Here is a 24392-nt window from a genome sequence, read left to right on the forward strand (position 1 = left end):
CGCAGCCCAAAATGTGAATTTTCACGGCTGCCACAGCGTCACTTCATTACTCAGTTTGCGATTGAGGAAAAAAGCGGCACTGATTAACGCCAGATGCGTCAACGCCTGCGGCATGTTACCCAACGCTTCGCCGTGTGAAGTGAACTCTTCGGCGTACAAACCAAGCGGATTGGCGTAACTCAGCAGCTTTTCAAACTCAAAATGCGCCTCATGTACGCGACCGGCTCGCGCCAGACACTCCACATACCAGAATGAGCAGGCACCGAAAGATCCTTCTCCGCCGGTTAAAGCATCGGCAGGCGTCTCGTGAATGTTATAGCGTCGGACTAAACCGTCGCTCACCAGATGCGTTTTAATCGCGTCCAGCGTCGAAATCCAGTCGGGATCGGTGGAGCTGACAAAGCGCACCAGCGGCATCAGCAGCATCGAAGCATCCAGGAAATTACCGCCGCGCGTCGCGGTGAAATGGCCCAGCTCCGGGTTCCAGAAGTTCTGCCAGATATCGTCGCGGATCTCGCTGCGCACCTTATCCCAGCGGTCGTACGGCATCGGCAGCGAACGTTTCAGGCCAAGGCGCAGTGCGCGATCGAGCGCGACCCAACACATCAGGCGTGAATGCAGGAAATGTTCCGGCTCGCCGCGCATTTCCCAGATCCCGGCATCGGGCTGATTCCAGTTCACGCAGACGTAATCGATCATATCGGACACATACTTCCAGCCGCGATGCGAAATTGCCTCGCCATATTTATTGGCGAGGTAGATGGCATCCATCAATTCGCCGTAAATATCGAGTTGCGTCTGGCGCCAGGCATCATTGCCGATGCGCACCGGACGTGAATTGGCGTAGCCGGAAAGATTGAGCAACTCGGTTTCGTGCAGCTCGGTGCCGCTGTCGAGGCGATACATCACTTGCAGATGCGGCGTGTCGTCGTGGCTGTGCTCGACGCAGCGGCCGACCCATTTGGTAAAGTCGCGCGCTTCTTCGGTGTAGCCGAGGCGCATCAGCGCGTACATGCTGAATGAGGCATCGCGGATCCACGAGGCGCGATAATCCCAGTTGCGCTCGCCGCCCAACTCTTCGGGTAAGCCGAAAGTAGCGGCGGCGGCGATGGAACCGTGCTGATGCGAAGTGAGTAACTTCAGCGCCAGCGCTGAACGCGTCACCATCTCCTGCCAGCGGCCGCGGTAGGAACTGTGGCTGCTCCAGCGTCGCCAGTACTCCAGCGTGTCGTGGAAACAGTGCTCGGTGGCGATGGTGGCCACGTTAGGATCGTCATCGTTACCAAAGACAAACTCAGCGGTTTCCCCGGCTTTCAGGGTAAATTCCGCCACCGCGCTGTGATTCTCACGCGTCATCACCACCGAAGCGCTGAGGCGCAACGCCGGTTGTCCCGACGCAAGGAAGGCGATACCGCCTGGCCGCAGTTCGGTGGTGGTTTCGGCACGCGCGTAGTCGTGGCGTGGCGCACACAGCAGATGAAAGGTGGCGGTGCCGCGTACCATCTTTACGCGGCGCACGATACGCGGCACTTTGCTCTGCTCATCGCAGATCGGCATGTAATCGGTGATCTCTGCCACGCCGGCGTCATCCAGCCAGCGGGTTTGCAGAATATTGGTATCCGGTAAATAGAGCTGTTGCTGGCGGGCATTTTTCCAGTCCGGCGCGAGGGAGAACAGGCCGGCCTCATCGCTGTCCAGTAGCGCGGCGAAAACCGACGGGCTATCGAGCGCCGGCCAGCAGAGATAATCGATGGTGCCATCGTTAGCAATCAGTGCGCAGGTGCGTAAATCACCAATCACGCCATGGTCGTCTATTCTGCGTTTAATCTCGCTCATCGTGCCCCCTTTGCCGTAGGTAATTGTTAACTATAGACGAAACGGCAGATTCGGCGGCCCCGAGGCACAGAAGGATAACTTCTATACTGTAAAGACACCCTCAATCAGGAGAATGTTATGAGCTTAGGAAAACAGAAAGTCGCTGTGGTTACCGGATCCAGTTCAGGCATTGGTCGCAGCTGTGCGGTGATGCTGGCCGAAGCGGGTTATACGCTGGGCATCACCTGGAGTTCGGATGAAGAGGGCGCCCAGGAAACCGCGCGCATGGTGGAAAGTCGTGGACAGCAGGCGCAGGTGCGGCAGGTTGATCTCTCCGATCCGCAAGCCGGCGCACAGCAACTGACGCAGCTGATCAACTCGCTGGGGCGCATTGACGTATTGGTGTGTAATGCCGGCGTGATGACCAAAGCCGACTTTCTCGATGTCACCTTTGAGGATTGGCGCAAAGTGTTCAACGTGGATGTCGATGGCGCGTTTCTTTGCGGGCAGATTGCCGCGCGCCATATGGTTGATCAGGGCGACGGCGGACGCATCATCAACATTACGTCGGTGCATGAACACACGCCGCTGCCGGATGCTACCGCCTATACCGCTGCCAAACATGCGCTCGGCGGCTTGACCAAATCGATGGCGCTGAGTCTCTTACCGCACCACATTCTGGTGAACGCGGTCGCACCGGGCGCAATTGCCACGGCGATGAACGATATGAAAGATGACCAGCAAGGACGACGTATGCCGGAAATCCCGATTGGGCGTCCCGGCGATACGCGTGAAGTGGCGAGTTTAGTGGCGTGGCTCTGTTCGGAGTGGGCAACTTATACCACCGGACAATCGTTTATTGTCGACGGTGGTTTCATGTTGGCCAATCCGCAGTTTAAGGGGTACCACGCGTAATCAACCGGCGCGGCGGTGATTCCAGTGGCGAATGATGTAACGCAAGACAATGCCAAAAATCACCGCCGCCGCCAGCCATAACAGCGGCTTGAGGTGCTGATCGATCTTGTGCAGCCACGGCGCGACAATCTGTCCGGCAAAGTAGCCGAGCGAGACAAAGATCAGCGCCCACAGCGCCGCACCAATCACGTTCAGAATGAAAAAACGCAGCGGCTTGAGGCGGCTGGTGCCAATAATGATCGGCCCGACAATGCGGAAGCCGTACATAAAGCGCACGCCAATCACGAACAGGCTCGGGTGTTTTTGAATCAGGCGCTTAGCCTTACCAATTGTTTCCTGATGTTTACTGAAACGGCGCAAAATGCGCGTGCCATAACGGCGTCCCAGCCAGAACAGCAGCTGATCGCCAATAATGCCGCCGACCATCGCCGCCAGCACCACGCCGCTGAAGTGCAATAAGCCTTCATGCGCCGCCACACCGCCCAACAACGTGAACGTTTCCCCTTCGGCAATACAACCAATCAGCAGCGCCAGATAACCGTATTGGGTGATTAATCCATTGATATCGAGATGCAAATTATCCTCCCTGCAAAGTGTGAAATCGCTATTAGTGTATACCAGCGGCTTAATTTGTGTGGCGCCCCGCAAAAACGGCGACGACGATTATACTTGAGCTAACGCTGCCTCCGTTGATCAGGCCGTTGGCTGTAAGGGCAGCCCATCGCAGCAAAGGAGTAAATGTATGAATCATGTCTGGGGTTTACTGGCGCATCCAGGTCAGGAAATGCGCGATATTAAACAGGAAAATGAGAGCGTTTCGCACCATTACACCCATCATGTTCTGCTAATGGCGGCGATCCCGGTGATCTGCGCCTTTATCGGTACCACGCAGCTGGGCTGGAATCTGGGCGAAGGGCAGTTCGTACAACTCAATCTACTGACCGGTATCGGTCTCGGCATTCTGTTCTATCTGATTATCCTCGGCGGCGTGGCGGTAATGGGCCGCGTGATCCACTGGATGGCGCGTAACTATCCGCAGCGTCCCAGCTTGCAGCGCTGTACGGTGTTTGCCGGCTATGTGGCCACGCCGCTGTTCCTCAGCGGGCTGGTGGCGCTCTATCCGCTGGTGTGGCTGTGCGTGCTGGTGGGCGCGATGGCGCTGGTTTACACCGGTTATCTGCTTTACGTCGGCATCCCGGTGTTCCTGAGCATCGACCGTGATGAGAGCTTGCGCTTCTCCGGATCGACATTGGCGATTGGTGTGCTGGTGTTTGAAGTGCTGCTGGCGCTGACGGTGGTTCTGTGGGGTTACGGGCCACGGTTGTTCTGAGGAAGGCCTGGTCGGCATTAATGGCGACCTTCCCGCAACACGCACTCACCTCGTAAGGTCGTCATTCATGGCGACCTTTTTAACGCCCGGAAACAATCTCAATAAGAAATTTCTCAGGTAAGTGCGTATGATACTGCTGCCAGCCCGCATCCCGTCTGGATTGTTGCGGGCGGCCTGTGTCTCAACACAGCGCAAAACTCCTGACCGGATTTTTTTGACACGATGTCTGCAAAAATGCGTATTTCCTTGCTGTCGCTGGCGCTGTTTGTCGCCGCGCCAGCCGCTATAACGCCCGCGCTCGCTGCGCCGGCGGCACTCGCAAACCTGGCGCCGATTGCCCAACCGCAAATCGCCTCCGGCAGTGCCATGATTGTCGATCTGGAAAACAACAAAGTGCTGTTTTCCAGCCATCCTAACCGCGTACGTCCGATCGCCTCACTCACCAAAGTGATGACGGCGATGGTGGTGTTGGATGCCAAACTGCCGATGGATGAAATGCTGTCGGTGGATATCAGCCATACCGCTGAGATGCGCGGCGTGTTCTCCCGCGTCAAACTGAACAGCGAAATTAGCCGCCGCAACATGCTGCTACTGGCGCTGATGTCCTCGGAAAACCGCGCTGCCGCCAGCCTGGCGCATCACTATCCGGGCGGTTACGATGCGTTTATTCGCGCCATGAACGCCAAAGCACGCTCACTTGGCATGACGCACACGCGCTATGTCGAGCCGACGGGCCTGTCGATTCAGAACGTTTCCAGCGCGGAAGATCTGGTCAAGCTATTGAAAGCCACGCGACAGTACCCGCTGATTGGCGAACTGAGCACCACCAAAGAAGACACCGCCGTATTCAAACATCCGAGCTACGCTCTGCCGTTCCGTAACACCAACCATCTGGTGTACAAAAACGACTGGCGCATCCAGCTGACCAAAACCGGTTATACCGATGAAGCCGGGCACTGTCTGGTGATGCGCACGGTGATCAACAACCGTCCGGTGGCGCTGGTGGTGCTGGATGCCTTTGGTAAATACACCCATTTCGCCGATGCCAACCGCCTGCGCGACTGGCTGGAAACCGGTAAAGCCGCACCGGTTCCGGCCGCTGCGCTGGCGTATAAGAAGCAGAAGTCAGGTTTGACCGCGAATAATGAATAACTGGATTTAAAGCACGCACATACCGTAGCGGCGCAATCTATTGCCCATTGCAGATTCTGCAGGATGCGCAATAGATTGCGCCGCTACAGATTGTGCGTTGTGTTGTTACGCTCATCTGCAAAAACGCTTATCGTTAGCGCCAAAGTTTTACACCTTCATTCCTATAGTTTCAGTGTCGGCAACGTCTTAAACTAGCCGCCATTCACGATCGCACTTGCGTTTATCGGCTGTTATTACGCTGGAATCTCATTCATATGTTCAAGTTTCGTCATCTGTTTACCCCGTTTTTACTGCTGCTTGTGCTGTTAGCTCCCACGCTGAGCGTGGCCGCAGATACGCCGCCCAACGATCAGGCAGAGGACGCCGCACCCAAGGTGAATGCCTCGGTCGAGCTGCCTAAGATGCAGAAAATTCTCGACAAAATTAAAGGCCAGGTCTCGGGCGATACCAATGAAAGCCAGCTCAACCAGCTTAATGAGATGGCGCTGGAGCTTTCTGGTAATGCCGAAACCCTCGGCCAGGCGTTGATCCCGCAGGGCCAGCAATTGGATGCACAATTGGCGGTTCTCGGCCCGGCACCGAAAGCCGACAGCGGCGTGAAAGAGACGCCTGAAGTGACGCGCAAACGTGCGGCGCTGGAGAGCCAGAAAGCCAAGCTGGACGATCAGATCAAACAAGCCGATGGCATCAAAAACGGTGCGCTGGTGCTGTCATCGCAGATCGTCAACCTGCGTCGTGACCAGCTGAAAAGCCAGCTGGCGCTGAACTCTGGCAGTATCCTTGGCCCGCGCTTCTGGGCGCCGCTGGTTAGCAGTCAGGATCTTGATGGCGAGAAGATCAGCGAGTTTATTACTGAATTGCAGGACACCGCCGCGCTGTCGTGGGAATCTGGCTGGCGTTTCGGCACCGTTGCCTGGCTGTTTGCCGCGATGCTGGTGATGACGCTGGGCCGTCGCTACAGCGAAGAGTTCTTTGCCTGGGTCAGCATTCATAAGATGCCGGAAGGGCGCTTACGTCGCAGCTTCCTCGCCGCCACCACCGCGCTCACCACGCTGGCCGCGGTGGTGATCACCTTTAACTTCATCGCGCTGGCCTTTACGCGCCGTGATGAAGTCTCGGGTGATGTGCAGGATTTTGTTGATCGGCTGGTGCAGCTCAGCGTCTATTGCGGCTTGATTGCCGGCTTAGGCCGCGCGTTCCTCTCCACACGTCGCCCAAGCTGGCGTTTGCCGGCCATCTCCAACGAAGTCGCGCAAGCGCTGAAGCCGTTCCCGCCGTTCACTGCGGCGCTGGTGTTTATTTTTCAGACGGTGGAAGCCTTCAACTACAGCGTCGGCACCAGCCTGAATACCACCATTTTTGCTAACGGCTTGACCGCGCTGCTGATTGGCAGTACCGGACTGGCGATCGGCATGCGCATCAACCGCGTACGCCGCCGCATGGTGCAGGAAGGTCAGCAGCCTGAAGCGCGTTCAACGTTGGTGGGATTGGTGCAGCTGGCGCTGATGCTGACGGCGCTCGGCATCCTGATTTCACTGATCATCGGTTACGTCACGCTGGCGCGCTTCCTTAGTTATGAAGTGATTTGGTGCGGCATTTTGTTTGGTTCGTTCTACTTCCTCAGCCATCTGGTGAATGACGGCTGCGAAAGCCTGTTCTCCACCAGCAATGCCACCGGCAAGCGCCTGCAAACCACGCTGAATATTGATGAGCGTTACCTGCAACAGGCGGCGACGCTGCTCAGCGCGCTGGGTAAAACCGTGCTGATTGCCATTCTGGCGCTGGCACTGCTGAACGGCACCTTTGCCTCATCAACGCCGATTGAGCTGATCCAGAAGGTGATTGAGTTCTGGGGCGGCAAAGGGCTGGAGTCGCTGAACATTGTGCCGGCACACATGGTGAACGCGATTCTCTGTCTGGTGGTGGGCATTTACGTGCTGCGTTCGGTGCGTCGCTGGCTGGATAAAGATTTCCTGCCCAAAACCACCATGGACGTCGGCATGCGCGTGTCGCTGGTGACGCTGTTCAGCAATATCGGTTACGTGCTGATTATCCTGCTGACGCTGTCGATTATGGGCCTGCAGTGGAACAAACTGGCGTGGATTGTGAGCGCCTTGTCGGTCGGTATCGGTTTCGGCTTACAGGAGATTGTGAAGAACTTTATTTCCGGCCTGATTCTGTTGACCGAGCGCCCGGTGAAAGTGGGCGATCTGGTGAGCATCAGCGGCATTGAAGGGGATATCCGTCGTATTAACGTGCGCGCCACCGAAATTCAGCTCGGCGACAAATCGACGGTGATTGTGCCGAACTCGCAGTTTATTTCGCAGAACGTGCGTAACGCCACCATGGGTAACGCGCAGGGCGTGGTCACCATCTTGCTGACGTTCCCGCTGGATATCGATCCGGTGCGGGTGCGTGAAATTCTGCTGGAAGTGTATCAGGAGAACGAACGTATTCTGGAGACGCCGGAGCCGTCCGTGTCGTTCAAAGATTTGACGCCAGCGGGCATCGTGTTGAGCGTCACCGGCAACGTTGCCGGTCAACGCCAGATTTCCGGTGCCAAGAGCGATCTGCTGTTCGATATTCTGACGCGTCTGCGCAAAGAGGGCATTATGCTATCGACGCCGCAGACCATGATCATCGAGCGCCGCGCCGTGGCCGCAGCACAAGATCAGCAAAGCGATCCGTTGCCATAATGACGTGATTGCACCACTGTAGCGGCGCGATTTATCGCGCAATTTGACTGCGATGAAAAGGTCAAAACAACGCAATTAATTGCGCCGCTACGGATCGGAAAAGATGGGGCCTAACACACGGCCACATCGTTGTTTATTTTATGACCGCCCAACCCTTCTGCTTACTGGTTTTCCCAATTCCTGGATTAAAACTGTTGGTGGGATCGAGCTGCTGATAAAACGCCTGCTGCTGCGGTTTCGCCTGATACAGATGGCCCACGTTATGCTCGGCCGGATACTCGGCGCCGCGCGCGGCTAAAATCGCCAGCATCTTCTCTTTTAACGTATGCGCATCCACGCCTTTTTTTACGATGTAATCCTGATGGAACACGTGGCAGAAGAAGTGGCCGTAGTAGAGACGGTGGATCAGATCGTTATCGAACTCGGGCGGCAGGCGTTCAAACCACGCTTCATCATTACGACGCAGCGCGATATCCAGCGCCAGAATGTCTTCCACTTCATCGGCATGCACCGCGTGATAGCGCACCGCAGCTCCGGCGGCGGCAAAGCGATGCAGGAACGCGTGCGCGCCCTCTTTGGCGTCACAGGCGAAGAACGCGCCGCCGCCTTCGCGGAAATATTCGGTCAGATAGGCCTGCGCTTCGGCAACGCCGTCGCCGGACATCTTCAGCATCAGGTGATGCTCATATTTGTCGCGATACTGCTTAAGGCGTTTAGGCAGATGCGCCGGTAGCCAGCTGCTGACGCGCTGCAATAAACGATCGGTGAGATGCGGTTTCACCCAGTTCAGCTTGCCCAGCCAGGCATCCACGCGGCCTTTCAGGGTGAAAAACAGCGGCATTTTGTCGGTGCCGAGTTTATCAATCATCACGAAAGTATCTTTGCCGTACACCTCGGCGATGTCGAAAATGTCGCGGTGCATATATTCGCCCGCCACCGGCAGATGGGTAAATTCCGCCAGTATATGGCGGCGAATATCGCCCAGTTCCGCCGGATTATTAGTGCCGATGTAGAACACCTGCTGCTGCGGTTCGGTGGGGAAAGTATCCAGACGCACGGCAAACACCGCCAGCTTACCGGCGCAGCCGGAGGCTTCAAACAGGCGACGCTCATCGGCGTTGAAGCGCGCTGGCGTCTCTGCATGGATATCGCGCACGCGTTCGGCGTATTCATGATCCGAGGCGTGGCGTTCATCCCAGCGCACATCGCTCTGCTGCCAGCGATCGTCATCCAGCCGACCCAACATCTCTTCCGGCGAATGGCCGAGATCGATGCCGAGATGGTTCACCAGCTTGAGTTTGCCGCTGGCATCAATCTGCGCAAACAGCGCCATTTCGCTGTAGGCCGGACCGCGTTTGATCAGCGATCCGCCCGAGTTATTACAAATCCCGCCCATCACCGAGGCGCCAATGCAGGAGGAACCGATCACCGAATGCGGCTCGCGGCCAAGCGGCTTCAGCGCTTTTTCCAGCTGATACAGCGTGCTGCCGGGGAAGGCGAGGATCTGTTTGCCGTTGTCGATCAGCTGCAACTTATCCAGACGCAAGGTGCTGATGACCACCACTGGACGATCGTAATCGTTGCCGTTTGGCGTGGAACCTTCGGTCAGGCCGGTGTTGGCGGCCTGCATCAAAATGATCGCATCGGCGCTCACCAGCGCCTGCAACGCACGCCACAGCTCAAGCAGCGATCCGGGGAAAATCACCGCCAGCGCTTCGCCTTCGCCCGAGCGAAAACCTTTACGGTAGCGCGCGGTCTGTTCCGCGTCGGTTAACAGGTTCGACGATCCGACCAGACGACGCAGTTCGGTGAGCAGAGTAGGGTGCGAAGTGTTGTTATTCATTGGCCTATCCTTGTCTTTAACATGGCGCTTTTACTGTAGCATGCGCCAGCGACAGGAGCGCGGTGTGACATGGCGGCTACCTGCTATCCTCATCTTGTGGCAAACTGCCCCGGTTATTTCGATATTGCGCAGTCACTTAAGAGAACCCGACCTGATGAAATGGATTTACTCTGTTAGCCTCGCTGTCTCCTTAGCCATGCAACCCGCTTTCGCGGACGATCTGTTTGGCCCACATCCGATGACTGAACAGGCGCGCGACGCCTTTGTGAATCAGCTGCTCAGCAAAATGACCCTTGATGAAAAAATCGGGCAGATGCGTTTGATCAGCGTAGGACCGGATACGCCAAAATCGGCGATTCGCGACATGATTCAGCACGGTCAGGTCGGGGCAATTTTTAACACCGTGACGCGTCAGGATATTCGCGCCATGCAGGATCAGGTGATGCAGCTCAGTCGCCTGAAAATTCCGCTGTTCTTCGCCTATGACGTGGTGCACGGTCAGCGCACCATTTTCCCGATTCCACTTGGCCTGGCGGCAAGCTGGGATCTGGATGCCATCGCCGAGGTGGGACGCGTCTCTGCTTATGAAGCCGCGGATGACGGCCTCAACATGACGTGGGCGCCGATGGTTGATGTGTCCCGCGAACCTCGTTGGGGACGCGGCTCGGAAGGCTTTGGTGAAGACACCTTCCTCAGCGCGCAAATGGGCAGCAGCATGGTGAAAGCCATGCAGGGCAAAAGCGCGGCGGATCGCTACTCGATCATGACCAGCGTGAAGCACTTCGCGGCCTACGGCGCAGTGGAAGGTGGACGAGATTACAACACCGTCGACATGAGCCCGCAGCGCCTGTTCCAGGATTATCTGCCGCCGTATAAAGCCTCATTGGATGCCGGCAGCGGTGGCGTGATGGTGGCGCTTAACTCATTGAATGGCACACCGGCCACGGCAGACAGTTGGCTGCTGAAAGACATCCTGCGCGGCGACTGGAAGTTCAAAGGCATCACCATTAGCGATCACGGTGCGATTAAAGAACTGATTAAACACGGCGTGGCCAGCGATCCACAGGATGCGGTGCGCATTGCGATGAAATCAGGCATCGACATGAGCATGAGCGACGAGTACTACAGCAAATATCTGCCGGGCCTGGTGAAGAGCGGCGCGGTAAGCATGGCGGAAGTGGACGATGCCGCGCGCCATGTGCTGAACGTCAAATATGACATGGGCTTGTTTAACGATCCTTACAGTCATTTAGGGCCGAAAGAGAGTGATCCGCAGGACACCAATGCGGAAAGCCGTTTGCATCGCGCCGAAGCGCGTGACGTGGCGCGTAAAAGCATTGTGCTGCTGAAAAACTGGCGCGAAACGCTGCCGCTGAAGAAAGACGCCACCATTGCGTTGGTGGGTCCGCTAGCGGATAGCCAGCGCGACATCATGGGCAGCTGGTCGGCCGCCGGCGTGGCGAAACAGTCGATTCCGCTGCTGCAAGGCGTACGCAATGCGATGGCGGGCAAAGGTACGGTGCTGTACGCCAAAGGCGCTAACATCACCGACAACAAAGGCATTCAGGACTTCCTCAATCTGTATGAGCAGGCGGTCAGCGTGGACAAGCGTTCACCGCAGGAGCTGATTGACGAAGCGGTAGCGCAGGCGAAAAAAGCTGATGTGGTGGTGGCTGCCGTGGGTGAAGCGCAGGGCATGGCGCATGAAGCCTCCAGCCGCAGCGATTTGGTGATCCCGGAAAGTCAGCAGAAGCTGCTGGCCGCACTGAAGGCCACCGGCAAACCGCTGGTGATCGTGCTGATGAACGGCCGTCCGCTGACGGTGGTGAAGGAAGATCAGCAAGCCGATGCGATGCTGGAAACCTGGTTTAGCGGTACTGAAGGCGGCAACGCGATCGCCGATGTGCTGTTCGGCGATTACAACCCGTCGGGCAAGCTGCCGGTCTCCTTCCCACGTTCGGTGGGCCAGATTCCGATTTACTACAACCACTTGCCAACCGGTCGTCCGTACAACTTCGCCAGGCCGAACAAGTACACTTCGCATTACTACGATGCGGTGAACGGTCCGCTTTATCCGTTTGGTTACGGCCTGAGCTACACCACCTTCACGGTGTCGCCGGTGAAGATGTCGTCACGCACTATGCCGCGTAACGGCTCGGTGGAAGCGTCAGTGACCGTGACCAATAGCGGTAAACGCGATGGTGCAACCGTGGTGCAGCTCTATCTCAACGATCCGGTCGCCAGCATTAGCCGTCCGGTGCAGGAGCTGCGCGGCTTCCAGCGCATCATGCTGAAAGCCGGTGAATCGCAGACCGTGAAGTTTAAGATCGACGTTGATGCGCTGAAATTCTGGAACCAGAAGATGCAGCAGGTTGCCGAGCCAGGCAAAATCAACGTGATGATTGGACTGGATTCGGTGCGCACGCAGGATGCACAGTTTGATTATCTGTAATCGCTGATGCCCCTCACCCTAACCCTCTCCCGCACGCGGGAGAGGGAACCGATGGGTGCGGTATTCAATCCCGGCTCGATCCTCTCCCTCTCCCGCGTGCGGGAGAGGGCCGGGGTGAGGGCAACAACCGCACAAGCACAAACCCATGAACATCCGCGAACGCATCCAACAGCAAGTCTTCCGCCTCAACGGCCTGTCACTCAACGAATTCGACATTTCGCAACCGCCTGGCGATCCCGGCTTATTTGGCCCGGACCACGTAATCTGGCGCGTCCATGGCGACTTCCCCTCGATGCTGTGCGGCGGTATCAGCGCCTTAATGCTGCAGATGCTGCATCCGGCGGCGCTGGCGGGCGTGTGGGATCACTCCAATTTCCGGCAGGACATGATGGGCCGCCTGCGGCGCACCAGCCAGTTTATCGCCGTCACCACCTTCGGTAACACCGCCGATGCCAACATCCTCATCGACCGCGTCAAACGGATTCACCTGCGCGTCACCGGTGTCGATAACGCGGGCAAGCCGTATGCCGCCAGCGATCCGCATCTGCTCACTTGGGTACACGTCGCGGAAACCAGCCGTTTTCTGGCGGCGCATCTGCGCTACAAAAATCCGCAGCTCAGCCTGGCCGATCAGGATCGTTACTATCAGGAAGCGGCATTAGTTGCCGAGGCGCTTGGCGCACAGCGGGTGCCGAAAAGCGTGCAGGCGGTTGAGGCGTATCTACAGATGATGCGGCCCGAGTTGCTCTGTGATGCGCGCACGCTGGAGGTGATGCAATTGCTGATTAACGCGCCTGCACCTAGCTGGCAGGCGAAACCGGCAATGCGCGTGATGCTGAAAGCGGGAATGGGATTGTTGCCTGACTGGGCACAACAGCAGATTCAGCAGCCAGTTGGGCCGCTAACGCAGTGGCGTGTGGATCGGGAAATGGCGGTGATTGCGGGGCTGCTGCGCTGGTCGATTCAGCGCGGCGCTTATACCCGCGCCATGCAGCGCATGGGCCGCTAAGCGTTACAAATGCAGCTCATCCTCTTTCTGCGTGTAAGTGCGCGGTGTGCGCGCTTCACGTTTTAGTGCCAGCTGACGTTGCTGATAATGGTGCAGCATCATGCCAAGTCCGAGGCCAATCAGCGCCAGCGGCAGCAGGCTGTAATAGATATCAAGCGGTAATAACACCAGCAACGCCACGCCGCTCAGCAATAGCGTCAGCGACGTCATCACCCATGTATAACGGATAAACAGCCACACCAACATCGCGAAAATAACCACGTCACGCAGGTTCAGATCGAGGTTTTGCAGCACCATGATGGCAGCTCCAAAGAGGTGAATGCGCAAACCATATCACGTGAAATGGTAAAAGAATCGCAAATTAATCTGAAGCTTGTCAGCGTGTTAAGCGGCAATTGATAAGCCGCACTCATCTTTCCCTTCTGGCACTTTGAGAGTTTTACCCTTGTGTCACATGGCACGAGTGCCGATCCTGCTCTATTCTCGGGGAAAATGGATTCCTCCAGGTAATATCGAGGCGTTATGACCCACCAACCTCTGATTGCTGAGGTGCCGAATCAGCAACACACACTAACCGCGATCGTCGAGCAGGATGCGCGTACGGCCTATTTTTATATCTGGCCGAATGACCTGTTTCGCAGCCAATACGCGGTGCGCGGCTGCTGGCTACGTAACCTGCTGCCTGCGCCCGCGCAGGAAGATCGTGAAGCGATGGAGCAGGGCATTGCGCCGCTGCTCAGTGCCGAGTATTGCCGCACGCTGGAAGCCGAGCCGATGCTCGATCCCGCCGGATTACAGGTGCTGTGGGAGCCCAGCGACGACGGCGCCGCGCTGTGGTATTACGGTCAACTGCTGGCGGTGATCCCCGGCTGGAGCCTGTATCAGGATAAGCAGGTGAGTTTTTCTGCTGCCTGCATCAAAGAGAATCGCCTGACCGCACCGCTGGGATCGGCCTCCACCAACGATTATTACGCGCGCGCTGAACAGCAGCGTCACTTCTGGCGTGACTGGCACGACGGACACTTGTGGGATGTGGTGCAGCGCGAGCTGATGCAGTGTTATCAGGCGCAGTTTGGCGAATCGGTAAAATATTACTCCATCGATCAAGGCAACTGGCCGCCAATGGCGATTTCGCAGCACTTGCACAATGGCGTTTGGTATTTCCTGACGCTTGGCATGGGGATCCGTCCGATGCCGCAGGTGGATCACCTGTTTGACGAGCTGGCGCCGCAGTATCGCCGCGTCGAGCTGGCGATGGCGGTGGACGGTGAAGTGATGACCGAAGCCAATGCGGTGCAGATGGCGAGCGCGCTGGCTGAGTTTGCCCATCTGCCGTGGGCGCGCCTGACCTGGATTGGCGAAGGGCATACGCTGGCGTCGGAAGTGGCGCCGGTTGGCTTTGAAAGCTTCCTGCTGGCCAACGATCTCGCTCCCGAAGCGGCGCAATTCCGCCTGCCGAAACGCGATGGCGACCGCGTGAATCTGCTGTGGTCCACGCCAATTACCGAAGCCGAACGCCAGTTTGCGCAGGCTGACGATCGCGGTGGGCAGCAGCTGCTGCAGCGTTTGCTGGCGGACGGCAATAATCATGTGTTCCGGCCGCGCCAGGAAGTGGTTGAAACTCCCGCTCCGTAAATCAGGTCGGCTGGAGTGACCCCGTTCCCGTAGACATTCACTGTCCTCACGACGAGGCCTTTTCGAAGGCCTCTGGACTGACGCCTCCCAGGTGGCTGTGGCGTCGTGTCCGGTTGTAGAACACTTCGATATAATCAAAGATATCAGCCCGGGCCATGTCCCGGGTTTTATAGATCCGCTTTCTGATACGCTCTTTTTTTAGCGAACTGAAGAAGGATTCTGCCACTGCATTATCCCAGCAGTTGCCGCGTCGGCTCATGCTGGGTGACAGGTTATTAGCTTGGCAGAACCGTCGCCAGTCATCGCTGCCATACTGGCTTCCCTGGTCGCTGTGTACGATAACGGTTTCCTCAGGCCTTCGTCGCCAGACGGCCATCAGGAGAGCATCTAGCGCCAGTTCGCGCGACAGTGAGGGTTTCATTGACCAACCCACCACATTGCGGGCAAACAGGTCTATCACCACGGCCAGATACAGCCAGCCCTGCCAGGTCCGTATGTAGGTAATATCCGTTACCCAGACCTGGTTCGGTTTAACGACTGTGAACTCCCGCTGTACCCGGTTAGGAGCAATGACTGACGGACGTCCCCGTGCTCCTCGCGGGATTTTATAGCCATGTACGGCCTTGATTCTGTTCTGCCGCATAATTTTCGCTACCCTGTTTTTACTGCATACCTCTCCGATTTCTCGCAGGTCACTGTGGACCCGTCGGTATCCATAAACGCCGCCACTCAGGGTATAAGAGTCGCGGATAAGCGTCAGCAGCCGCTGATTATCCTCCTCTCCGGCTGATACCGGGCAGTGGAGCCAGACGTAAAAACCGGAACGGGCAACCTTCAGAACCCGACACATTAGTGTGATCGACCAGACCTGACGGTGATCGTTAATGAAGCGGTACTTTAGTCGGGCTCCCTTGCAAAGTACCGCGCCGCCTTTTTCAGGATATCCCGCTCCTCCTCAGTTCGCTTGAGCTGCGCTTTCAACCGGAGGATCTCCGTCCGGGCATCCAGCAGATCCTGCGCCTGGTGCCCGCTAGCATCAGGTTTTATAGAGCGGATCCATTTATAAAGGCTGTGTTGCGAGACGCCCAAGCGTTCAGAAACGTCGGCGACGGAATAGCCCCGCTCGGTGATCTGGCGGACGGCTTCTTCTTTAAACTCAGGGGTAAATCGTGGTGTGCCCATAGACTCCTCCTATGCTCAAAATATAGGGCAGATTTGTCTATGGGCTCGGGGTCACTCCATCAATGTCAGATTATGGTCCAACATTTGGGGTGCAGTTCATCGATGCCGACCCTACGATTTTAAATTATCACCCAAATCAACTATTTCACTGCTTTGTGATCGTGCTCACCTCAAGTTCCCCATTAACACGCCGTTAACCTCGATCAGGCAACTCGCCAACCAGGGTAAGGGCACACATAATGTTCAAAACAACACAATCCCGTTTCACCGCGACGCTGGTCGCCTTTTTTGCCGGTCTGATGCTGGTTACCGTGCTGGTAATTAATCAGTTTATCGCTCCGCAACTCTCCGAAAATGAAAGTCGTCTGGTACGTTACGAAGTGGACGGCCTGGCCGGACGCATCGTCGAGCAGATGAACCGCGTCCAGGCACAGCAGCGCGCCATTACCGAAGCCGCAGGCGTGATGGACAGCGCAGCCATTGATACCTTGCTGCCCGCCTTAGTTAACCAATATCAGGACAGCAACGTGTTCGGCGGTGGCATCTGGCCGTTACCGAACCGTCGCGATCCGGCCAAAGAGAAAGACAGTTCGTTCTTTGCGCGCAACGCCAGTAACCAGCTGCAGGTCAACACTTACTGGAACTCGGACGCCGCCGACAAATACTGGGAGCAATCCTGGTACAAAGATGGTTTGAGCGCGCCGAAGGGCCAGTGCGCATGGGCAAAAGCCTATCAGGATGCTGCCAGCCCGCAGCCACGTACCAACTGCGCGATGGCGATCTATCGCGATGGCACCGTATGGGGCGTGGCGACCATTGACGTGACGCTCGGCTTCTTCAACCAACTGGCAAAACAGATGGGTGAGGCGATTCAGGGCCGCGTACTGATCGTTGAAGCTGACGGTAAAGTGGTGGGTAACGCCGCGCTGGTGGATGGTGCGCCGAAGCTGGAAAACCTCGCCGATACCCAGCTGCCGATGGCGTCCGCGTTAAAAGGTCTGCTGGCGCAGGCGGGCGGGCAGCCCGCGCAAACCACCTTTGCAGGTGAAGATGGCGAACACACGCTGTTTGTGCAGGCGATTGCCGGTAGCCCGTGGTATCTCGCCAGCGATGTGCCGTCGAGCTTGCTGGATGCGCAAACTCACAGCATGTTGACGCGTCTGGGTCTGGTGCAGATTCCGCTGGCGGTGATCCTGCTGTTGGTGCTGCTGGGCTTTGTGCGCGCCATGATGAAACGCCTCGCGGTGCTGAACAGCAACATCGAAGCCTTATCAACCGGCGGCGCCGATTTGACGCAGCGTCTGCCCGCCAGCAACAGCCCGGAATTCAACGCTGTGGCGCAGAGCTTCAACCAGTTCATCGCCTATCTGCAAGGCCTGATGCGTCAGGTGGGCGATAGCGCGCTGGCGATTACGGCGGCTTCGCGTGAAATCGCCAGCGGCAACGCCGATCTCTCGGCGCGTACCGAATCGCAGGCCAGTTCGATTGTTGAAACGGCGGCATCGATGGAAGAGCTGACCGGCACAGTGCGTCAGAACGCCGACAACGCCACGCATGCGAATCAGCTGGCGGATGGCGCGTCGCAGGTTGCGGCACGCGGTACCGAAGTGGTGCGTCAGGTGGTCACCACCATGGGCGCGATTAATCACTCTTCGCGCAAAGTGGTTGATATCATCAGCGTCATCGACAGCATCGCCTTCCAGACCAACATCCTGGCGCTGAACGCCGCAGTAGAGGCGGCGCGCGCCGGTGAACAGGGGCGCGGTTTTGCCGTGGTGGCATCAGAAGTGCGCAACCTGGCACAGCGCTCGGCTAACTCGGCGCGTGAAATTAAGAAGCTGATTGAGGAGTCGGTAGCGAATATCGATACCGGCAGCCAACTGGTAGAGCAGGCCGGGCAAACCATGGATGAGCTGATGCAGGGCGTCAGCAGCGTGACCACGCTGATGAGCGAAATCATGTCAGCGAGCCGCGAGCAGAGCATGGGCATCGATCAGGTTAACGTGGCGATTACCCAGCTGGACGGCAGCACTCAGCAGAACGCCGCGCTCGTCGAGCAGGTTTCAGCCGCCGCGCAGTCGATGCAGCAGCAAAGCGTGCAGCTGGAGCAGGTGGTGCAAAGCTTTAAGCTGTAAGTTTTGTGGAGAAGGTCGCCATGCATGGCGGCCTTCTCACACACCGCACACATCTTCTCTATTAACGCCATTCCCCGCTTTTTTATGCTGAATTCTCCGCAGGCTGCTACGCTTTAATGTGCCCACGTTAACGCACGGAATGTGCGCTATTTCCTCCATCAACCCTTTGGAGGTTGTGTACAATAGCTGCGAATTTTCCGAAGGAGTTGTCATGCCCGCCATTGAAGTTATTCTCGTTGACCACCTCGATCGCCCTATCGGCAAAATGGAAAAGCTGGAAGTGCATGAAAAAGGATTGCTGCATCGCGCGGTGACGGTTTACGTGTTCAATTCGCGCCATGAAGTGCTGCTGCAACGCCGTGCCAGCACTAAATATCACTGTGGTGGATTGTGGAGTAACACCTGCTGCAGTCATCCCTATCCGCAGGAATCCACGCGCGATGCCGCCGAGCGCCGTTTGCGTGAAGAGATGGGCATGAATGTTGCGTTAACGCCGGTGTTTGAGCTGAGCTACAACCTGCCGCTGAGTAACGGCTTGACCGAGCATGAATATGGCCACGTGTTCTTCGCCATCAGCGATGAGCAGCCGGTCCTCAACCCGGAAGAGGCGGATGCATGGTGCTATCGCTCGATTGCGCAGATTCAGCAGGAGATGCAGGAGAATCCGGCGCAGTTCACGCCGTGGTTTTTGCATACCTTCCCGCGCATTCCCAATACGCTGGGCGAGTTTCGCCTGACGGCTTAAAGACGAAGGTCGCCATTTATGGCGACCTCTGTTAATCCATCACTGAAAATCTTCCGCATCCACGTCGTAACCCGACGGCTCCCAGCGAATCGCCAGTAGCGCCAGTAAGCCAATCAGCGGCGCAAGGAAAATCACCCAGAACACGCCAGTACCAAACGCCGCCACCAGCAGCGGGAAGGCAAACAGCGACACGGTGGAACTGCCGCGCATCAGCGTCTGGTTGAAGCCAACGCCCACGCCGCGCAGCGAAGCCGGATAGCTCAGCGAAGCAAACGTCATGGTGTGCGAGCCGGGACCAAAGCCCTGACCAAACAGGAACAGCGCCAGCATGGCAATCGCCACCGCCGCCTGTTCGCCGCCTTCCGGACGACCAATCAACGCCAATCCCAGCAGCGCCACGCACTGACAAGCGTAACCGGCCACCGACATCTTCCACGCGCCGAGACGCGGCACCAGCCGCACCGCCAGCAAGCCGCCGACAAAGGCAAACAGCAGATTCAGCGCCAGCGATACCAGAATGGTGGTCAGCATCGATTGCGCAAAGAAGCTGGAGATAATCACCGGCAGGCCAAACGCCACCGCGTTATAGGCAAACGACGAGGCGATGGAGGTGACGGTTGCCAGAATGGTACGACGACGATAGACGCCCTGCAGCAGCGCGCCGTAGTTGCGCCAGCTGGCTTTACGTACCGCTTTCTGCGGCGTCAGATCGGCGTCATCCGCCACCTGCGCGTTGATGTTGTAAGAGTTGCGCAGAATCTCCGCCGCGCCTGTGAGGTTGCCCTGATTGGCTGCCCAAATTGGCGACTCACTCATGTAACGGCTGCGAATGGCGATGATCAGCAGCGCAGGCACCGCACCAAAACCCAGAATCAAACGCCACAGCCAATCGGTGTGGCTTTCGGGCAACACCGCATACAGCAGCAGAACCAGCAGATAGGAAATACTGATCGCCGCGTACCATGTCGGACACCACATCGCCACGCTGGCGGCCTTGTTACCTTGCCCGCGCAGCTTCGAAAACTCGGCGAGAAACGCCATCGCCACCGGTAAGTCGATCCCGACGCCCAGTCCCATCACAAAGCGCGCGCCGGCCAGCACATATTCGTTTGGCGCGAACGCACAGGCTAACGCTGCCACCACGAAGAAAAACATGTCGGCCATAAACACACGATAGCGACCGATTTTGTCGGTGAGGTAGCCGCCAATCAGCGCCCCGACAATCGCACCAAAGGTAATCGCCGATGCCACCATGCCGGTGCCTGCGGGCGTCAGCTGGAACTCGCGCGTCACGTCTTTGATGCCAAACGCCAATGCGCCGAGATCGTAGGCGTCAAGGAACACGCCGCCCAGCGCAATGGCGATCACGATGCGCGCGTTGCTGCGCGATTCGTTGCTGTTGTTCACCAGCCCGGAGACATCGGCCGCGCTGCGGACCCATTTGGTCTCACCGGTGGGGACATTCCCTGCCTGCGCGACGTGCGCCGGAGAAGCTAAGTCGGTCATGATGTTTTGTAATTTATTGTAATGAGTGGGACTGTGAGCATAAGCCGCCGTCTTAACATCGAAAATTCCAATTGGTTATATGTGCTGCGTTTTGGTTATAACCGATAGGCAATTGATAGCAAAAAAAGCACGAAGTAAGCCGCTTGACCGCGCCTATCCCCTTTCGCCAGGCTACGCTTGATAGTCACACAATGAAAACAAATGAGGGAAGCGGGATGATAAAGCAGGGTTTATTGGGAATGATGGCATTGGCAATGAGCATGGGTGCAGCGCAGGCGGCAGATCCGGTGAAAGTTGGTTCCAAAATTGATACCGAAGGCTCGCTGCTCGGCAACATTATTCTGCAGGTGCTGGACAAACATGGGGTAAAAACCGTCAATAAAATCCAGCTCGGTACCACGCAAGTGGTGCGCGGCGCGATCACCGCCGGTGAGCTGGATATCTACCCGGAATACACCGGCAACGGCGCATTTTTCTTCAACGATGAGAAAGACACGGCGTGGAAGAACGCCCAGCAGGGCTACGAGAAGGTGAAAAAACTCGACGCCGAGAAAAATCATCTGGTATGGCTGACGCCCGCGCCAGCTAACAATACCTGGACGATTGCGGTGCGCGGCGACGTGGCGCAGAAGAACAACCTCAACACGCTGGACGATCTCAGCGCTTACCTGAAAAAAGGCGGCACTTTCAAACTGGCTGCCTCGGCGGAATTTATCGAACGCAGCGATGCGTTACCGGCGTTTGAAAAAGCCTACAACTTCAAACTGGAGCAGGCGCAGCTGCTGTCGCTGGCCGGTGGCGACACCGCCGTGACCATCAAAGCGGCGGCGCAGCAAACCTCTGGCGTGAACGCGGCGATGGCCTACGGCACCGACGGTCCGGTAGCGGCGCTGGGCCTGCAAACGCTGAGCGATCCGAAAGGCGTGCAGCCGATTTATGCCCCTGCGCCGGTGATCCGCGAAAGCGTGCTCAAACAATATCCGGACATCGGCAATTGGCTGCAGCCGGTCTTCAGCAAGCTGGATGAGAAAACCCTGCAGCAGCTGAATGCGCAGATCGCGGTGGATGGTCAGGATGCCAGCCAGGTCGCGAAACAGTGGCTACAGACCAATAAGTTGCTGTAAGCAGTGTCGTCGTTGTTATTCCGACCGCGCCAGCAGCCGGTGCTGCTGGTGTTAATCGCGCTTATCACGCTGGCGCTGTTTGCCTTGCCGCTATTGAGCTTTGCCGCCAATCGGCTGGTCTCTGGCCAGCCGCTGACGTTATGGCAGGTGACCAACAGCATACTGCTGTTCATCCCGTTGCTGTGGCTGTGGCAGAGCTTGTGGTGGCCGCCGCGCCGCATTCACGCGATATCGGTGCTGCTGGCGGCGGAAGTGCTGCTGGCCTTACTCATCTGGCTGGCCGGACAACAGGCCACGCAACTGGCGAACAGCGGGAGCCCGCTGGCGCGCACCGCGTTTGGCAGCGGCTTGTGGTGTGCGGCGGCGCTGGCGCTGCTGCTGGCGGCAGAAGCGGTCCGGCAAATCACCCGCAGTACTCCGTGGCGCATCGTGCTTAACCTGCAAATCTGGCTGCTACCGCTGGCGCTGTTACTCAGCGGTCATCTTGATCGTCTCTCGCTTTTGAAAGAGTACGCCAACCGCACGGCGGTGTTTGATGCGGCCTTCACGCAGCATTTGTGGCTGCTGGGCGGCACGCTGCTGCCGACGGTAATCATCGGATTGCCGCTCGGGCTGGCGATTGCGCGGCGTCCGCGCTGGCAGAATGCCGCATTTAGCGTGCTTAACCTGATTCAAACGGTGCCGTCGGTGGCGCTGTTCGGTTTACTGATTGCGCCGCTGGCGGGATTGGTGGCGCATTTTCCGCTGCTGGCCCGTTGGGGCATCAGCGGCATCGGTATTGCGCCGGCCTTGATTGCGCTGGTGCTCTACGCGCTGCTGCCGCTGGTGCGCAGCGTGGTGGCCGGTTTGCAGCAGGTGCCGCAGGAAGTGCGTGAAACCGCGCGCGGCATGGGCATGAGCGCGTGGCAACAGTTCTGGCACGCCGAACTGCCGCTGGCGCTGCCGGTGTGGCTCTCCGGGCTACGCGTGGTGGTGGTGCAAACCGTGGGCCTGGCGGTGGTCGCGGCGCTGATTGGGGCGGGCGGATTCGGCGCCATTGTTTTTCAGGGATTGCTCAGCAGCGCGCTGGATCTGGTGCTGCTGGGCGTGATTCCGGTGGTGGCGCTGGCGGTGATTTTTGATGCGCTGCTGCGTTTACTGTCGGCACTGCTGGAGAGACGTCATGATTGAATTTCACCAGGTGAGCAAAGTGTTCGCTGGCAAAGAGGCGATACGTAACCTGTCGCTGAAGATTGAGAAGGGCAGTTTTACCGTGCTGATTGGCACCTCAGGTTCGGGCAAATCGACCACGCTGAAGATGATCAACCGGCTGGTGGAGCACGACAGCGGCGAAATCCGTTTTGCCGGAGAAGCCATCGAAACCATGGATGCGCGCGCGTTGCGCCGCCGCATCGGTTATGCCATTCAGTCGATTGGCCTGTTTCCGCACTGGAACGTGGCGAAGAACATCGGCACCGTGCCCTCGCTGCTCGGCTGGCCGCAGGCGAAGATCACTCAACGCGTCGAGGAGCTACTGGCGCTGCTCAATCTCGACAGCCATCTGGCGACGCGCATGCCGCATCAGCTGTCGGGCGGACAGCAGCAGCGCGTCGGCGTGGCGCGTGCGCTGGCGGCCGATCCCGAGTTGCTGCTGATGGATGAACCTTTCGGCGCGCTCGATCCGGTCAACCGTCTGGCGCTGCAACACGAGATGCTGCGCATTCAGAAAATGTCCGGTCGCACCGTGGTGCTGGTGACGCATGACATCGACGAAGCGCTGACGCTGGCCGATCAGCTGGTGCTGATGGACGGCGGCGAAATCGTGCAGCAGGGCAGGCCAATCGATCTGCTGACTCAGCCGGTGAACGACTTTGCCCGCGAGTTCTTTGGTCGCAGCGAGCTCGGCGTGCGTTTGCTGGCGCTGGGACGTGCGGGCAGCGCGGCGCGACGCGGTGAATGGCTGGACGCCGAACCGATTGCCGAATCGCTTACGCTACGTGAAGCGCTGTCGCAATTTATTGCGCGCCGCACCGATAAATTGCCGGTGATCGATCAGCAGCAACAGCCGCTGGGCGTGCTGCACTTCAGCGATCTGCTGCGCCAGCGGGAGGCGAGCTGATGCGGCTGTTACGCGATCCGCTCTACTGGCTGCTGGCGGCCTTTCTGCTGCTACTGTGGGGCTTGCCGCACAGCGGTCCGCTGTTTGCTCACTGGTTTCCACAGCTCGAGCGTCCGCTCTATCAGCAGGAGAGTTTCTGGCGGCTGGCGCTGGCGCATCTGGCGTTGGTGGTCAGCGGCAGCCTGCTGGCGTTGCTGGTCGGCGTTGCCTGTGCGGTGTTTGCTACGCGTCACGCCGGGCGCGCCTTTCGTCCGCTGCTGGAAACCGTGGCGGCGGCCGGGCAAACCTTTCCGCCGGTTGCGGTGTTAGCGATTGCGGTGCCAGTGATGGGGTTTGGTGCCACGCCCGCGGTAATGGCGCTGTTTCTCTACGGCTTGCTACCGATTTTGCAGGGCACGCTGGCAGGTTTAGATAGCGTACCGGCCAGCAATCGTGAAATCGCGGTCGGCCTCGGCATGGGGCCGTGGCGACGCTTGTGGCAGATTGAGCTGGCGCTGGCGGCACCGGTGATCATGGCGGGCGTGCGCACCTCGGTGATGATCAACATCGGCACGGCAACTATCGCCTCCACGGTGGGCGCGGAGAGTCTGGGATCGCCGGTGATTATCGGTCTAAGCGGCTTTAACACCGCCTATGTGATACAGGGCGCGCTGCTGGTGGCGCTGCTGGCGTTGATTTGCGATCGCCTGTTAGAGCGCGTGCAGCGCAAACTTAGTGGGTATGCACAATGAGGCTGTAGCCGACCAGCATCATGC

At 57.9% G+C, this 24392-nt stretch carries 19 protein-coding genes; 13 read left to right on the plus strand and 6 right to left on the minus strand.

Features of this window, described 5'->3' with window-relative positions:
* Nucleotides 1-21 precede the first annotated feature (21 nt).
* The gene (locus PO881_RS06070) at nucleotides 22-1836 is read right to left on the minus strand and encodes a glycoside hydrolase family 15 protein (RefSeq protein WP_101763162.1); all 1815 of its coding nucleotides are present in this window, start codon (nucleotides 1834-1836) and stop codon (nucleotides 22-24) included.
* A gap of 117 nt (nucleotides 1837-1953) precedes the next feature.
* Here PO881_RS06070 and PO881_RS06075 point away from each other — a divergent pair, with 117 nt between their 5' ends.
* Nucleotides 1954-2730, plus strand: a complete 777-nt coding sequence (locus tag PO881_RS06075) for an SDR family oxidoreductase (RefSeq protein WP_280172607.1) — start codon at nucleotides 1954-1956, stop codon at nucleotides 2728-2730.
* On the opposite strand, the gene PO881_RS06080 is transcribed toward PO881_RS06075, so the two are convergent.
* Nucleotides 2731-3306 carry a DedA family protein gene (locus tag PO881_RS06080; protein WP_271460024.1) on the minus strand — a complete coding sequence of 192 codons (576 nt, stop codon included), beginning with the start codon at nucleotides 3304-3306 and terminating at the stop codon, nucleotides 2731-2733.
* Nucleotides 3307-3472: 166 nt separating this feature from the next.
* Here PO881_RS06080 and PO881_RS06085 point away from each other — a divergent pair, with 166 nt between their 5' ends.
* From PO881_RS06085 to PO881_RS06095, 3 genes are all read left to right on the plus strand, one after another.
* A complete protein-coding gene (locus PO881_RS06085) occupies nucleotides 3473-4060 on the plus strand; it encodes a Yip1 family protein (RefSeq protein WP_101763159.1) in 588 nt (195 codons plus the stop codon).
* A 222-nt stretch (nucleotides 4061-4282) separates the two neighbouring features.
* The gene (pbpG, locus tag PO881_RS06090) at nucleotides 4283-5212 is read left to right on the plus strand and encodes a D-alanyl-D-alanine endopeptidase (protein ID WP_137385419.1); all 930 of its coding nucleotides are present in this window, start codon (nucleotides 4283-4285) and stop codon (nucleotides 5210-5212) included.
* Nucleotides 5213-5466: 254 nt separating this feature from the next.
* The gene (locus PO881_RS06095; protein ID WP_101763157.1) at nucleotides 5467-7908 is read left to right on the plus strand and encodes a DUF3772 domain-containing protein; all 2442 of its coding nucleotides are present in this window, start codon (nucleotides 5467-5469) and stop codon (nucleotides 7906-7908) included.
* A gap of 133 nt (nucleotides 7909-8041) precedes the next feature.
* Here PO881_RS06095 and dld read toward each other — a convergent pair whose 3' ends face one another.
* Nucleotides 8042-9751: a D-lactate dehydrogenase gene (dld, locus tag PO881_RS06100; protein ID WP_280172608.1), complete on the minus strand. Its 1710-nt coding sequence runs from the start codon at nucleotides 9749-9751 to the stop codon at nucleotides 8042-8044.
* A gap of 154 nt (nucleotides 9752-9905) precedes the next feature.
* On the opposite strand from dld, the gene bglX reads away from it, so the two are divergent.
* Together bglX and PO881_RS06110 are read left to right on the plus strand one after the other, a co-directional pair.
* The gene (bglX, locus tag PO881_RS06105; RefSeq protein WP_280172609.1) at nucleotides 9906-12203 is read left to right on the plus strand and encodes a beta-glucosidase BglX; all 2298 of its coding nucleotides are present in this window, start codon (nucleotides 9906-9908) and stop codon (nucleotides 12201-12203) included.
* A 145-nt stretch (nucleotides 12204-12348) separates the two neighbouring features.
* Nucleotides 12349-13212, plus strand: a complete 864-nt coding sequence (locus PO881_RS06110) for an oxygenase MpaB family protein (RefSeq protein ID WP_192414235.1) — start codon at nucleotides 12349-12351, stop codon at nucleotides 13210-13212.
* 3 nt (nucleotides 13213-13215) lie between these two features.
* Here the strand turns inward: PO881_RS06110 and PO881_RS06115 are convergent, their stop codons facing one another.
* The gene (locus tag PO881_RS06115) at nucleotides 13216-13509 is read right to left on the minus strand and encodes a hypothetical protein (protein WP_271460021.1); all 294 of its coding nucleotides are present in this window, start codon (nucleotides 13507-13509) and stop codon (nucleotides 13216-13218) included.
* 225 nt (nucleotides 13510-13734) lie between these two features.
* Between PO881_RS06115 and PO881_RS06120 the strand changes: the two genes are divergently transcribed.
* Entirely contained in the window at nucleotides 13735-14847 is a 1113-nt protein-coding gene (locus PO881_RS06120; protein ID WP_008102641.1) for a suppressor of fused domain protein, read from the plus strand.
* Between the two features lie 46 nt (nucleotides 14848-14893).
* Here the strand turns inward: PO881_RS06120 and PO881_RS06125 are convergent.
* Nucleotides 14894-16029 (minus strand): IS3 family transposase gene (locus PO881_RS06125; RefSeq protein ID WP_277975161.1). Its coding sequence is split into 2 segments (ribosomal slippage): nucleotides 14894-15774 and nucleotides 15774-16029, totalling 1137 coding nucleotides; the frame shifts between segments, so codons are not numbered across the junction.
* Between the two features lie 239 nt (nucleotides 16030-16268).
* Here PO881_RS06125 and PO881_RS06130 point away from each other — a divergent pair.
* Nucleotides 16269-18164, plus strand: a complete 1896-nt coding sequence (locus PO881_RS06130) for a methyl-accepting chemotaxis protein (protein ID WP_280172610.1) — start codon at nucleotides 16269-16271, stop codon at nucleotides 18162-18164.
* A 211-nt stretch (nucleotides 18165-18375) separates the two neighbouring features.
* On the plus strand, nucleotides 18376-18909 hold the full coding sequence (gene idi, locus PO881_RS06135; protein WP_101763150.1) for an isopentenyl-diphosphate Delta-isomerase: 534 nt from the start codon (nucleotides 18376-18378) through the stop codon (nucleotides 18907-18909).
* A gap of 39 nt (nucleotides 18910-18948) precedes the next feature.
* Here the strand turns inward: idi and PO881_RS06140 are convergent, their stop codons facing one another.
* Entirely contained in the window at nucleotides 18949-20415 is a 1467-nt protein-coding gene (locus PO881_RS06140; protein WP_280172611.1) for an MFS transporter, read from the minus strand.
* 215 nt (nucleotides 20416-20630) lie between these two features.
* On the opposite strand from PO881_RS06140, the gene PO881_RS06145 reads away from it, so the two are divergent.
* Genes PO881_RS06145 through PO881_RS06160 form a run of 4 tightly spaced genes read left to right on the plus strand, consistent with a single transcriptional unit; the run spans nucleotide 20631 to nucleotide 24368 of the window.
* Complete coding sequence (locus PO881_RS06145) at nucleotides 20631-21539, plus strand: ABC transporter substrate-binding protein (RefSeq protein ID WP_101763148.1); 909 nt, start codon at nucleotides 20631-20633, stop codon at nucleotides 21537-21539.
* Between the two features lie 3 nt (nucleotides 21540-21542).
* Nucleotides 21543-22709, plus strand: a complete 1167-nt coding sequence (locus tag PO881_RS06150; RefSeq protein WP_101763147.1) for an ABC transporter permease — start codon at nucleotides 21543-21545, stop codon at nucleotides 22707-22709.
* Complete coding sequence (locus PO881_RS06155) at nucleotides 22702-23637, plus strand: ABC transporter ATP-binding protein (protein WP_192413953.1); 936 nt, start codon at nucleotides 22702-22704, stop codon at nucleotides 23635-23637. The genes PO881_RS06150 and PO881_RS06155 overlap by 8 nt, the downstream gene beginning before the upstream one ends.
* Nucleotides 23637-24368, plus strand: a complete 732-nt coding sequence (locus PO881_RS06160) for an ABC transporter permease (RefSeq protein WP_110865787.1) — start codon at nucleotides 23637-23639, stop codon at nucleotides 24366-24368. Before PO881_RS06155 ends, PO881_RS06160 begins: the two co-directional genes overlap by 1 nt.
* Nucleotides 24369-24392: the final 24 nt, after the last annotated feature.

Source organism: Pantoea sp. SS70 (genome assembly GCF_029866845.1).
GTDB lineage: Bacteria > Pseudomonadota > Gammaproteobacteria > Enterobacterales > Enterobacteriaceae > Pantoea > Pantoea leporis.

Bases quoted from the DNA above. Each gene is read 5' to 3' on its own strand.
- PO881_RS06070 (WP_101763162.1), bottom strand. From the start codon at position 1,836: ATGAGCGAGATTAAACGCAGAATAGACGACCATGGCGTGATTGGTGAT.
- PO881_RS06075 (WP_280172607.1), top strand. From the start codon at position 1,954: ATGAGCTTAGGAAAACAGAAAGTCGCTGTGGTTACCGGATCCAGTTCA.
- PO881_RS06085 (WP_101763159.1), top strand. From the start codon at position 3,473: ATGAATCATGTCTGGGGTTTACTGGCGCATCCAGGTCAGGAAATGCGC.
- pbpG (WP_137385419.1), top strand. From the start codon at position 4,283: ATGTCTGCAAAAATGCGTATTTCCTTGCTGTCGCTGGCGCTGTTTGTC.
- PO881_RS06095 (WP_101763157.1), top strand. From the start codon at position 5,467: ATGTTCAAGTTTCGTCATCTGTTTACCCCGTTTTTACTGCTGCTTGTG.
- dld (WP_280172608.1), bottom strand. From the start codon at position 9,751: ATGAATAACAACACTTCGCACCCTACTCTGCTCACCGAACTGCGTCGT.
- bglX (WP_280172609.1), top strand. From the start codon at position 9,906: ATGAAATGGATTTACTCTGTTAGCCTCGCTGTCTCCTTAGCCATGCAA.
- PO881_RS06110 (WP_192414235.1), top strand. From the start codon at position 12,349: ATGAACATCCGCGAACGCATCCAACAGCAAGTCTTCCGCCTCAACGGC.
- PO881_RS06115 (WP_271460021.1), bottom strand. From the start codon at position 13,509: ATGGTGCTGCAAAACCTCGATCTGAACCTGCGTGACGTGGTTATTTTC.
- PO881_RS06120 (WP_008102641.1), top strand. From the start codon at position 13,735: ATGACCCACCAACCTCTGATTGCTGAGGTGCCGAATCAGCAACACACA.
- PO881_RS06130 (WP_280172610.1), top strand. From the start codon at position 16,269: ATGTTCAAAACAACACAATCCCGTTTCACCGCGACGCTGGTCGCCTTT.
- idi (WP_101763150.1), top strand. From the start codon at position 18,376: ATGCCCGCCATTGAAGTTATTCTCGTTGACCACCTCGATCGCCCTATC.
- PO881_RS06140 (WP_280172611.1), bottom strand. From the start codon at position 20,415: ATGACCGACTTAGCTTCTCCGGCGCACGTCGCGCAGGCAGGGAATGTC.
- PO881_RS06145 (WP_101763148.1), top strand. From the start codon at position 20,631: ATGATAAAGCAGGGTTTATTGGGAATGATGGCATTGGCAATGAGCATG.
- PO881_RS06155 (WP_192413953.1), top strand. From the start codon at position 22,702: ATGATTGAATTTCACCAGGTGAGCAAAGTGTTCGCTGGCAAAGAGGCG.
- PO881_RS06160 (WP_110865787.1), top strand. From the start codon at position 23,637: ATGCGGCTGTTACGCGATCCGCTCTACTGGCTGCTGGCGGCCTTTCTG.